We start from the raw sequence: 12077 nt of genomic DNA, 5'->3' as shown, positions 1-12077 counted from the left end.
TGCCTTGTCGATCTGGTCGAAGGCGAAAGCTTTACCACCGAAGTGCTTGGCCAGCACGTTGGTGATGGCGGCGGTCAGGGTGGTTTTACCGTGGTCAACGTGGCCGATGGTACCCACGTTAACGTGCGGTTTATTACGCTCAAATTTTTCTTTAGACATGATCGTCCCTCTAAACTAACGCTGAGTACGCGGTGGCAAGCTAACCACAGAACAGTTTATATGATGGATTTGAATCAGGGGGACAGAGAGGATGGTGCTGACAGGCAGGTTCGATTGCCGAACTCACCCTAGGGTGTGGCTTTCAGAATTACCTGAGCCATATCAGCATCTTGGAGCGGGCAGCGGGAATCGAACCCGCATCATCAGCTTGGAAGGCTGAGGTAATAGCCATTATACGATGCCCGCATTTCTCTAACCCAAAGAACTCAAACCGCAGAGAAATATGGTGGAGGGAGAAGGATTCGAACCTTCGAAGGCAGAGCCGTCAGATTTACAGTCTGATCCCTTTGGCCGCTCGGGAACCCCTCCGATTGCACGAATGCCACAACGGTAATTCTGCTTGCACCCGTTGTTTTTGTCGCTTTTGCTGGGCAAATAGACGACAGACATCCAAGCGTCGCGCATTTTATGGTAAGGATTTTGGGGATGCAACCATTGCGCCCTGCAAAATGTGCATTATTGCCGGGATCTATGCAAAAAAACGCTCCTCCTCAGTCCCAACCGGACGCGTCCCTTGTCGCTCCCGATCCCTTGGTGTATGGTCGCCCTGCCCAAGAAACAGTGATGACACCATGACGACAGAGCATAACCCCTATTTGCAATTCACCCGCGAACAATGGGCGTTATTGCGCGATGCGGTCCCCCTGACCCTGACAGAGACGGACCTGCACACCCTGCGCGGCATCAACGAAAAGGTGTCGTTGCGTGAGGTGGAAGAGATCTATCTGCCCCTTTCCCGCCTGCTCAACCTCTACGTCAAGGCCAAGCAACGCCGCAGCCGGGTACTGGAGCAGTTTCTCGGCCAGTCCCGCGCCAAGGGCACCTACATCATCAGCATCGCCGGCAGCGTGGCGGGGGGAAAGAGCACCACGGCCCGCATCCTGCAAGCATTGCTGGAGCGCTGGCCCGAGCATCCGCGGGTGGAACTGGTCACCACGGATGGCTTCCTTTATCCCAACAAGGAGCTGGAAGCGCGTGGGCTGATGCGCCGCAAGGGTTTTCCGGAATCCTACGACATCCGTCATCTGGTGGAGTTTGTCGCCAACATACGTGCGGGTCACGAGAAGGTCGAGGCTCCCGTCTATTCTCACCTCATCTACGACATCCTGCCCGATGAGAAGAAGGTGGTGGAGCAGCCGGACATCCTGATCCTGGAGGGGCTCAACGTGCTGCAGAGCGGCATGGATTACCCCCAGGAACCCCACAGAGTCTTCGTGTCGGATTTTGTCGACTTCTCCATCTATGTGGACGCCGACGCCGAGCTGCTGCGCGCCTGGTACATAGACCGCTTCCTCAAGTTCCGCAGCGGTGCCTTCTCGGATCCGGACTCCTACTTCCACAACTATGCAAAGCTGGCGGAAAGCGAGGCGACCGAGATTGCCAGCAACATATGGCAAGACATCAACTATCTGAATCTGCAAGAGAACATCTTGCCGACCCGGGAGCGGGCCAACCTGATCCTGACCAAGGGACAAGAGCACGCCATCGAGCAGATCAAGCTGCGCAAGTGACCATAGCGGGTCGCCGGATAACGAAGAGGGGGCCCGCAGGCCCCCTCTTCTATTGGATTCTCATGAGCCGGTCTCGCTCAGTCGCCCCGGCGCAGGGAGATCTCCCCCCCCAGATAGAGCTTGATCCCCTCGTCCGTCTCAAGGCGCAGGGCACCGCGATCGTCGATGCCCCGGGCGATGCCGCGGATCACCTGCTCCCCCATCAGCAGCTTCACCGGCTGGCCGGCAAAGTAGTCGAGCCGGTTCCAGCTCTCGACGAAGCTCGCCAGACCGCTCTGCTCGAAGGTCTGCATGGCCGCTTGCAGATGCAGGAGTACGCAGGCCGCCAGCTGGTTGCGATCCACCAGTTCGGGCTGAACCTGGCGCAGCTCTGACCAGGCCTGATCGATCTTCTCCCCCTGCTGGATCGGCATCGCCAGATTGAGGCCGATGCCGATCACCAGATGGCAGCTGGCGCCGGCACTGCCGCTCATCTCCACCAGGATGCCCGCCAGCTTGCGACCCTGGTAATAGAGGTCGTTCGGCCACTTGAGCTCTACCCCGGGGTAACCGAGGGATTCCAGCGCCTCCACCACGGCCACCCCCACCGCCAGGCTCAGCCCCATGGCGGCTGCCATGCCCTGCTCGAGTCGCCAGTACATGCTCAGGATCAGCTGGCAGCCAAAGGGAGATACCCAGGGCTTGCCGCGACGTCCCCGACCGGCGGTCTGGCACTCGGCCAGGCAACTCTCACCGGAGCTCAGCTGGTTGACCCGTTCAAACAGATACTGGTTGGTGGAGTCGATCACCGAGAAGCAGTGTACCGGCGCCATGGGGGCCAGGGCCTGCAACTGCGCCTCGTCATAGAGTGCCATGGGGACCGCCAGGCGGTAGCCCTTGCCGGTCAGGCTGAACAGATCCAGCCCCAGCTCCTTGAGGGCGGCCATGTGCTTGCTCACCGCCGCACGGCTGATGCCGAGCTGCTCCCCCAGCTGTTCGCCGGAGTGAAACTGGCCATCGCTGAGCAGGGTGATCAGGGTCTGCCTGACGGGGGTGAGGGTCATGCCAGCACCTCGTCCAGCCAGGTCTCGCCGGTGAGCCCCATGAAGCGCACCTCGTGCTCCAGCACCACACCGAACTTGTGCTCCACGCTGTCACGCACGTGGGCCGCCAGGGCGATGAGCTCCATGGCACTGGCCCCCCCGAGGTTGACCAGTACCAGCGCCTGCTCCTGGTGGACAGCGGCGCGGCCGATGGCAAAGCCCTTGAGCCCGCACTGATCGATGAGCCAGCCCGCCGCCAGCTTGGACTGCCCCTCCCCGGCCGGGTAGCAGGGCATCTGTGGGTATTGCCCCTTGAGTGCATCCGCCAACGAGGTCGGCACCACTGGGTTCTTGAAGAAGCTGCCCGCGTTGCCGAGCACGGCAGGATCCGGCAACTTGGCCATGCGGGTGGCGCAGACGGTATCGAAGATGGCCTGCGCGGTGGGCGCGTCTCCGAGCGCAGCCAACGGACCGTAACCCAGCACTGGCGTCCAGGACTTGGGCAGACGCAAGCCGACGGCGGTGATGAAGTGGGAGTCCTGATAATCGTGCTTGAAGATGCTGTCGCGATAACCGAACTGACAGTCGGCCGCCGCGATCCGCTCCACCTCGCCGCTCTGCCAGTTGAATGCCTCCACATAGGCACAGAATTGGGCCAGTTCGACCCCGTAGGCGCCTATGTTCTGCACCGGGGCCGCACCGACCGTGCCCGGGATCAGCGCCAGGTTCTCCAGTCCATGCCAGCCCTGTTGCAGGGCATGGCACACCAGCTGATGCCACTCCTCCCCCGCCGCCACGTGCAGCAGCCAGTGGCTGCCGTCATCCTGCAGCGCTATGCCCTTCATCCGATTGAGCACGACCAGACCGGAAAAATCATTGCAAAACAGGATGTTGCTCCCACCACCCAGCACCAGGCGCGGCAGTGCACTCAGCTCCGGATCGCCCCGCAACTGGCAAAGATCATCCAGCTCGGCCACTTCGGCCAGCCAGAGGCAGTGTGCTTCCAGACCCAGGGTATTGAGGGCCGACAAGGGGGCATGGGGAGTGAGTTTCATCTGCGTGTTCCGACAAGGACAAGGGCGCAGTTTACCCCAGATCCCCCGGGACGAAAAACCCGGACACTTTTCGGACTCAAACCGCTGGAGTAGAGTAACCCCTCAAACCGTTGAGGAAGCATGAATGAACAATCAATTCGCCGTCATCGGCCTCGGTCTGTTCGGCAGCGCACTGTGTGAAGAGCTGCAGTTGCAGAATGCCGAGGTGCTGGCCATCGATATCGACGAGAGCAAGACCCGTCAGATCGCGACCCTGTGCAATCATGTCATCGTCGCCGATGCCACCGATGAGGCCACGGTCGCCGAGCTGGGACTGGCCAACTTCGACATCGTCTTCGTGGCCATCGGCGACAACCTGGAGACCAGCATTCTCACCACGCTGGTGCTGAAAGAGGCGGGAGTGAAGAAGGTGTGGGTCAAGGCCCGCGACAAGTTCCACGCCAAGATCCTGCAGAAGGTGGGCGCCGACAAGGTGATCAACCCGGAGTGGGACATGGGCCGCCGGGTCGCCCAGAGCATGCTGGACAACCGCCTGTTCGACTACCTGGAGCTGGGGCACGAGATGGTGCTGACCGAATTCGTGATCGGTCTGCAACAGAACGGCCGTACCCTGGCCGACCTGAATCTGCTGCAACAGAACGACTTCCAGTTGCTGGCCATCAAGCGCGGCGAAGTGCTGCACAACGTGCTGACCGGCAAGATGGAGTTGCAGCTCGGTGACATTCTGATCCTGGCCGGCAACAAGCATGCCATCGATCACTGGCTCGACACCCTATGATCAACTGGCGCAGCAACTACGCCTTCGCCCTCTATCGGGATAACGAGTCCCGCTGGAGCGAAGCCAGGCTGATCCTCGGCAGCTTTCTGGTCATCCTGCTGATCGGCACCATCTTTCTGGTACAACCCTCGAGCCACAATGGTGAGGTCACCTTCGTCAACGCCCTGTTCACCGCGACCTCGGCCATCAGCGTGACCGGGCTCGGGGTGGTGGATACAGGCACCGCCTTTACCCTGCAAGGACAGCTCATCCTGCTGATGCTGATGGAGATAGGGGGTCTCGGTCAGATGACCATGACACTGCTGCTGATCACCATGTTCAGCAAGCGGGTCGGCCTGCGCCAGCAGATACTGGCGAAGGAGGCGCTGGGCCAGGAGGGATCGGTCAACATCATCCAGCTGGTGAAGCGCATAGTGCTGTTCGCCCTGATAGCCCAGCTGATCGGCACCGCCATCATGGCCATTCGCTGGGTGCCGGAGATGGGCTGGGGCCATGGTCTCTACGTCAGCTTCTTCCATGCGGTCTCCGCCTTCAACAACGCCGGCTTCTCGCTCTTTGCCAACAACCTCATCGACTACAGGGATGACCCCATCATCAGCCTGACCATACCGGCCCTGCTCATCCTCGGCGGGATAGGGTTTACCGTCATCGTCGATCTGGTGCGCAACCGTCGCTGGCGCAAGCTCAAGCTGCACAGCAAGCTGATGCTGCTGATGACTCCGGGGCTGCTGCTGCTGGGCACCCTGATGTTCTGGCTGCTGGAGCACAACAATCCCGCCACGCTCGGCAACGCCGGGCCTGGCGGCCAGCTGCTGGCGGCCTTTTTCCAGTCGGCCACGGCGCGCACGGCCGGCTTCAACACTGTGGACATAGGCCTGATGGTGCCCGCCTCCCTGCTGTTCATGATGATGTTGATGTTCATCGGTGCCGGCACCACCTCGACGGGGGGCGGCATCAAGGTCACCACCTTCGCCGTGGTGTTGCTGGCCACCCGGGCTTTTCTGACCAAGCGACCCCATGTCACCGCGTTCGGCCGTACCCTGTCACCCCAGATAGTGACCCGATCGCTCGCCATCATCATCGTCAGTACCATGGTGTTGATGCTGGCCATGTTCCTGTTGATGCTCACGGAGTCACAGCCCTTCGACAAGATCATGTTCGAGACCGTCTCGGCCTTTGCCACCGTCGGCCTCTCGACCGGCATCACCGCCTCCCTGAGCGAGCCGGGCAAGCTCATCCTGGTGCTGGTGATGATCTGCGGCCGTCTCGGGCCGCTGACCCTGGCGCTGATGCTGGCCAGACCGAGCGAGACGCGGATCCGCTACCCGGAAGAGGGCGTCTATACCGGCTGATCGGCCGCCAGATAAAGAGAGAGGGGCCCAGGGCCCCTCTCTCTTTTACGCCTCAAGTCGCCGTCATGACCCCGGGCCGATCACGCCGCCTTGCTTCTGGCCGGACGCCTGCCCGCCCCCTTGCGGGGCTGTGCACCGGCACCACTGGCTGCCGAGCTCTTGCGACGGGTGAAACGCCGCTTGCTGGCCCCCGCCGCCTCCTTGGGCAGGGCGCTGAAGCTGGCCCCCGAATCCTGCCTGGCCCCCTCGATCAAGGCATTCAACTGATCCGTCAGCGGCCCCATAAATTGCTGGTAACTAGCGTGCCGCTCGGCAATCTGGCCCAGGCTCTGCTCCCACAAGGCTGTCATATCCGGCGTGGTGGCGGTGGCAGGCAAGGCCTGGATCAGGGCCCGTCCGGTCGGGGTCGCCTTGATGCTCTTGCCCAGTCGCACCAGGAAGCGCCGCTTGAACAGCAGATCTATGATACCGGCCCGGGTCGCCTCGGTGCCCAGACCGTCCGTTTCACGCAGGATCTTGCGGATCTCGGGATCCTGCACATGGCGGGCTATGCCTGTCATGGCGGCCAGCAGGGTGGCGTCGGTGAATGCCTTGGGCGCCTGGGTCATCTTCTCCAGCAGCTCGCCCCGCTCGCACTGCAGTTGCTCCCCTTCTCGCAGCGCAGGCAGGGTGCCGGCCTCCTCCTCATCGTCCTCTTCAACCCCGAGCAGCGCCTTCCAGCCCGCCTTGAGGATGCGCCGCGCCTTGGCCTGGAACAGGCCACCGGCGATGCGCAGCAACACCCGGCTGTCGTTGTACTCGAACGGGGGGTAGAACTGCAGCAGGTACTGACGGGCGATCAGGCCATAGAGCTTGCCCTCATCGGCGGAGAGGCTAGCCAGGTTGCCATGCTTCTCGGTGGGGATGATGGCGTGATGGGCATCCACCTTGCCGTCATTCCACGCCTTGCTGCGGATCTTGCCGTCTGCCTCAGCCACAGCCCTGGCCAGCGCTGGCGCGGTGGCGGCGATGGCCTCCCTCACCTGGGGCGCCCGATTGAAGTGATCGCTCGGCAGATAACGGCTGTCGGATCTGGGGTAGGTGATGAGCTTGTGGCGCTCGTAGAGGCTCTGACAGACATCCAGCACCCGCTTGGCATCCATGCCGAACCGCTTGGCGGCATCGATCTGCAGGCTGGAGAGGTTGTAAGGCAGTGGCGCCGCCTGTTTCCGGGCCTGCTCTTCCACCTCCTCCACCCGGGCAGGCTGGCCCTCAATGCGCTCCACCACCTTGGCGGCCAGCGCCCGGTTGAGCACCCGCCCCTCCTCGTCCTGCCAGGGCGCACAGGCCTCGGAGGGCAGCCACTTGGCGCTGAACTCTTCGTTGCTGTCCGTCACCACATGGGCCAGTACCTCGTAGAAGGGCTTGGGCACGAAGGCGTCTATCTCGAGATCCCGTCGCACCACCAGCCCCAGCAGCGGCGTCTGCACCCGGCCGACCGAGAGCAGCTCGCTGCAGCCGGCCTTGCGCCCGAGTAGGGTATAGGCGCGGGTCATATTGATGCCATAGAGCCAGTCCGCGCGACTGCGCGCCAGCGCCGAGACCGCCAGCGGCACGAACTCCTTGTTGTCTCGCAGCTTGTCGAGGGCGCGGCGCACCGCAGGGGGGTTGAGATCGCTGATGAGGCAGCGCTGCACCGGCTTGAGTTTGGGGTAGCCGAGGAAGTCGATCACCTCGTCCACCAGCAGTTGCCCTTCCCTGTCCGGGTCACCGGCATTGACCACGCAGTCGGCCTGCTTGATGAGCCGCTTGATCACGGCCAACTGGGATTTGGTCTTGGGCTTGGCCACCAGCTGCCACTGGGCGGGGATGATGGGCAGCTGCTCCATGCGCCACTGCTTGAAGGCGGCGTCGTAGGCATCGGGCTCGGCCTGCTCCAGCAGGTGGCCGATACACCAGGTCACCACGTCCCCCTGCGCCGTCTCGATGAAGCCCTCCCCCTTCTTGTGGGGCTTGGGCAACACATCGGCAATGGCGCGGCCCAGACTGGGCTTCTCGGCGATAAAGAGTCGCATGGTTAACACACCTGAATACTGTATATGCGAACAGTATATACCGAGCCTTTTGCAAAGCCCAAGCCTGGCCACCAGCGGGTTTGGTGATCGCGACCACGCGATCGGTCAGCGCCATGACCCGGGGGCAAGGATGCAGCTACCCTTCAGGATGCTCATGAGGGCCAGATGATGAAACCTGACTCGAACGAACACGAACCAGGTAAGGAAAGGGAGAGAGTTAAATTAAATTCAGTTAAATGACAAATTACAAAATAATAAATGCATTTAATATGACAATACAAAATAAAAATTATGATAGAGGTCAATCCCCTATCTCTCTCTAGCTACTACCATATTGGTAATATTTGATCGTAGGAAAACGCCGCCATGCTTGGAAAAATGTTGAGAAAGACCTGGTTCTGGCTCCTGCTGCTCGGAGCCCTGCTGGGCGTCGCGGCACTGGGAGTGACAGTCACAGTGCTGCACAAGACCAGCTCCACCGAATTCTGCGTCTCCTGCCACTCGATGCAGACACCGCTCGCCGAGTATCAGGGCAGCGTCCACTTCCAGAACGTGAAGGGGATCCGTGCCGAGTGCGCCGACTGCCACATTCCCAATGAGCCCGCCTCCTACCTGTGGACCAAGATCCGCGCCGTGAAGGATATCTATCACGAGGCGATCGGCACCCTCGATACTCCTGAGAAATACGAAGCCCACAAGCTGCGCATGGCCCAGACGGTCTGGGATCAGCTCAAAGCCAACGACTCCGCCACCTGCCGCAGCTGCCACAGCTACGCCGCCATGGACATTCTGGCCCAGCGCCCCAACGCCCGCGCCGAGCACCCGGTCGCCATCAAGGAAGGGCAAACCTGCATCGACTGTCACCGCGGCGTCGCCCACATCATGCCTGACATGAGCGGCCTGGCCGCCGCCGGCGCAAGTGAACTGGCTACCGCCGCTGCCCAGACCCCCGCCAGCGTCACTACCCGTTACGCCATCGCCACCACGCCCCTGTTCCTCGATGCCAAGGCCACCACGGACGAGGGCACCCTGATGCCGTCGACCCGGGTCGAGATCCTGGCCAACGACAACGGCCGCGCTCAGGTGCAGATCGAGGGCTGGCAACAGGACGGGGTGAGCGAGGTGTTCTACGCCGCCCCCGGCAAACGCATCCTGAGCGTGCTGGTCGGCGATGCCGCCAAGCAGGCGCTGGTCACCGGCCAGAGCGAGACCGACAGCACCACCAACCTCACCTGGCATCAGGTCAAGCTGACCGCCTGGGTGGATCAGGCCCAGCTCATCGGCGATCAGGGCAAGCTGTGGCAATACGCCTCCACCCTGATGTCCAACAACTGTACCGGCTGCCACGGTCTGACCGCGCTGGATCACTTCAATGCCAACCAGTGGATAGGCGTCATCAAGGGCATGGAATCCCGCACCTCCCTCACCCCGGAGCAGGCTCGCATGCTGACCCAATACGTGCAGAAACACGCCAGTGACATGAGCGCGGCATACTAAAGCTGGAACAGAGGAATTCGATATGACTTTTTTCAATGATCAACAGACCAATCTGTCCCGCCGCAGCCTGCTCAAGGGCATGGGGGCCTGTGCCGCCCTGCCCCTGCTCGGCGCCCTGTTCCCGAAGCACGCCCTGGCCCAGGCCATCAGCACCGCGCTTGAGCAGTTCCCCACCCTGGTCCCCGCCCAGAAGGGCATACTGACCGGCGCCCACTGGGGAGCCTTCGAGGCCATAGTCGCCGATGGCCGCATGGTGCGGGTCCAGCCGGTGGCCGATGATCCGGCGCCGAACGACCTCATCGATATGGCGCCGTTCCAGGTCCATGCCAAGAACCGCATCAAGTACCCCATGGTACGCAAGAGCTGGCTGGAGCACGGCCCGGGCGCCAAACCCGAGCTGCGCGGCGCCGACGAGTGGGTGCGGGTGAGCTGGGAGCAGGCCATCGAACTGGTGGCCGGCGAGATCCAGCGGGTCCAGCGCGACGCAGGCCCCCAGGCGATCCACGCCGGTTCCTACGGCTGGAAGAGTGTGGGCATGTTCCACAACAGCCGCACCCTGCTGCACCGCCTGATGAACCTCGCCGGGGGCTTCACCGGCTATGCCGGGGACTACTCCACAGGCGCGGCCCAGGTGATCATGTCCCACGTGATGGGCTCCATCGAGGTGTACGAGCAGCAGACCGCCTGGCCGAACGTGGTGGAGCACGCCGAACTGGTGGTGCTCTGGGGGGTCAATGCCCAGGTCACCCTGAAGAACAGCTGGAACATGCCGGATCACGAGGGTCAGGCAGGCTTCAAGGCGCTGAAAGAGAAAGGCACCCGGGTCATCAGCATCGACCCCGTCTACAACGAGACCGCCAAGCTGGCCAACGCCGAGTGGATAGCCCCCAACGCCTACACAGACGTGGCCATGATGCTGGGGGTGGCCCACACCCTCTATAGCGAGAAGAAGCACGATCAGGCCTTCCTCGATCGCTACGCCGTCGGCTTTGACAAGTTCCTCGCCTACCTGCTCGGCCAGGACGACGGCCAGCCGAAGAGCGCCGAGTGGGCGAGCACCGTCTGCGGTGTCGAGGCCAAGGTGATTCGCCAGCTGGCTCTGGACATGGCGGCCAAGCGCACCATGATCATGGCCGGCTGGGGCATGCAGCGGCAGCACCACGGGGAGCAGCCCAACTGGATGCTGGTCACCCTGGCGGCCATGCTGGGCCAGATCGGCCTGCCGGGGGGCGGCTACGGCTTCAGCTATCACTACTCCTCCGGTGGCAGCCCCACCGCCAAGGGCGGCATTCTGGCGGGCATCTCCGCCGGCAACGCCCCCAAGAACAGCCCGGCCCCCATTCCGGTGGCGCGCATCGCCGACTGTCTCGCCAATCCCGGCAAGACCATCGACTTCAACGGCCGCAAGGTGACCTATCCGGACATCAAGCTGGTCTACGTGGCGGGGGGCAACCCCTTCCACCACCACCAGGACACCAACAACCTGCTGCAGGCGTGGCGCAAGCCGCAGACAGTGATAGTCCACGAGCCCTACTGGACCGCCACCGCCAAGCACGCCGACATAGTGCTGCCGGTCACCACCAGCTACGAACGCAACGATCTGGAGATGGGGGGCGACTACTCCCAGCGCTATGTGTTCCCCATGCACCAATGCGTGCCGCCCCAGCATGAGGCCCGCAACGACTTCGACATCTTCAGCGCCATCGCCGCCAAGCTGGGCCTGCAGGAGGCCTATACCGAGGGCAAGGACGAGATGCTGTGGCTCAAGCAGATGTACGACGGCATGGCCGCCCAGGCCCGGGGTGCCCGGGTCGCGCTGCCGCCGTTCAGCATGTTCTGGGAATCCAACAACTACATCCGCTTCCCGATCCCGGAGGCGAACCGCCAGTGGATCCGTCACGCCGATTTTCGCGAGAACCCGCTGCTCAACCCGCTCGGCACCCCGTCCGGCAAGATAGAGATCTTCTCCAATACCATTGCGGGCATGAACTATGCCGACTGCGCCGGTCACCCCAGGTGGTATGAGCCCAAGGAGTGGGTGAAGAGCGAGGTGGCGGCGCGCTATCCGCTGTCGCTCAACACTTCGCACCCGACCCAGCGGCTGCACTCCCAGCTGGACAACACCCCCCTGCGGGACAAGTTCGCCATCGCCGATCGGGAGGCCATACTGATCCACCCGGACGACGCCAAGACGCGCGGCATCCAGGACGGGGACCTGGTGCGCGCCTTCAACGAGCGCGGCCAGATCCTGGTGGGGGCGCTGCTCTCGAAAGACATTCGCCCCGGCGTGGTGCGGATCTGCGAAGGAGCCTGGTTCGATCCGGCCAAACCGGGCGAGGTGGGCGCCATCTGCAAGAACGGCAACGTCAACTGCCTCACCTTCGACGAGGGCTCTTCCAGCCTGGCGCAAGGCAACTGCGGTCACATGGCCCAGTTGCAGATCGAGAAATACAGCGGGCCAGAACTCGTCAACACAGCCCATGAGGTACCGGCCAACGCCTGATCCCGGGTGAAAACAAAAACGGCGCCATAAGGCGCCGTTTTTTATCGTGGTTTCCGATGTGACTCAGAAGTCTCCCTCAATCATGT

9 protein-coding genes and 2 tRNA genes are annotated in these 12077 nt (G+C 62.4%); 5 read left to right on the top strand and 6 right to left on the bottom strand.

What is annotated here, in order from left to right:
* The 3 genes from ACB030_RS09285 to ACB030_RS09275 all read right to left on the bottom strand — a co-directional run.
* Nucleotides 1-159: GTP-binding protein (locus ACB030_RS09285; RefSeq protein ID WP_235698359.1), on the bottom strand; the 159-nt coding region annotated here is incomplete at its 3' end.
* Between the two features lie 171 nt (nt 160-330).
* Nucleotides 331-405 (bottom strand) — tRNA-Gly (locus tag ACB030_RS09280).
* A gap of 38 nt (nt 406-443) precedes the next feature.
* Nucleotides 444-528, bottom strand: a tRNA-Tyr gene (locus ACB030_RS09275).
* Nucleotides 529-791: 263 nt separating this feature from the next.
* On the opposite strand from ACB030_RS09275, the gene coaA reads away from it, so the two are divergent.
* On the top strand, nt 792-1730 hold the full coding sequence (gene coaA / locus ACB030_RS09270) for a type I pantothenate kinase (protein ID WP_205642972.1): 939 nt from the start codon (nt 792-794) through the stop codon (nt 1728-1730).
* 77 nt (nt 1731-1807) lie between these two features.
* Here coaA and birA read toward each other — a convergent pair whose 3' ends face one another.
* Nucleotides 1808-2773, bottom strand: a complete 966-nt coding sequence (gene birA / locus ACB030_RS09265; protein WP_371159259.1) for a bifunctional biotin--[acetyl-CoA-carboxylase] ligase/biotin operon repressor BirA — start codon at nt 2771-2773, stop codon at nt 1808-1810.
* Nucleotides 2770-3807 carry a UDP-N-acetylmuramate dehydrogenase gene (gene murB / locus ACB030_RS09260; RefSeq protein WP_371159258.1) on the bottom strand — a complete coding sequence of 346 codons (1038 nt, stop codon included), beginning with the start codon at nt 3805-3807 and terminating at the stop codon, nt 2770-2772. Before murB ends, birA begins: the two co-directional genes overlap by 4 nt.
* 124 nt (nt 3808-3931) lie before the next feature.
* Here murB and ACB030_RS09255 point away from each other — a divergent pair, with 124 nt between their 5' ends.
* The gene (locus ACB030_RS09255; protein ID WP_042650608.1) at nt 3932-4585 is read left to right on the top strand and encodes a TrkA family potassium uptake protein; all 654 of its coding nucleotides are present in this window, start codon (nt 3932-3934) and stop codon (nt 4583-4585) included.
* Entirely contained in the window at nt 4582-5937 is a 1356-nt protein-coding gene (locus tag ACB030_RS09250; protein ID WP_371159255.1) for a TrkH family potassium uptake protein, read from the top strand. The genes ACB030_RS09255 and ACB030_RS09250 overlap by 4 nt, the downstream gene beginning before the upstream one ends.
* A gap of 80 nt (nt 5938-6017) precedes the next feature.
* Here ACB030_RS09250 and ACB030_RS09245 read toward each other — a convergent pair whose 3' ends face one another.
* Nucleotides 6018-7991, bottom strand: coding sequence for a DNA topoisomerase III (locus tag ACB030_RS09245; protein ID WP_371159254.1), 1974 nt, complete (start codon nt 7989-7991; stop codon nt 6018-6020).
* 366 nt (nt 7992-8357) lie between these two features.
* Here ACB030_RS09245 and ACB030_RS09240 point away from each other — a divergent pair, with 366 nt between their 5' ends.
* Nucleotides 8358-9488, top strand: coding sequence for a NapC/NirT family cytochrome c (locus ACB030_RS09240; protein ID WP_371159252.1), 1131 nt, complete (start codon nt 8358-8360; stop codon nt 9486-9488).
* Between the two features lie 22 nt (nt 9489-9510).
* Entirely contained in the window at nt 9511-11991 is a 2481-nt protein-coding gene (gene torA / locus ACB030_RS09235; RefSeq protein ID WP_371159250.1) for a trimethylamine-N-oxide reductase TorA, read from the top strand.
* Nucleotides 11992-12077: the final 86 nt, after the last annotated feature.

The organism is Aeromonas sp. S16(2024) (assembly GCF_041403065.1).
Classification (GTDB): Bacteria; Pseudomonadota; Gammaproteobacteria; order Enterobacterales; family Aeromonadaceae; genus Aeromonas.
The sequence above is the reverse complement of the archived record's forward strand: the minus strand, read 5'-3'. Positions and strand labels throughout refer to the sequence as shown.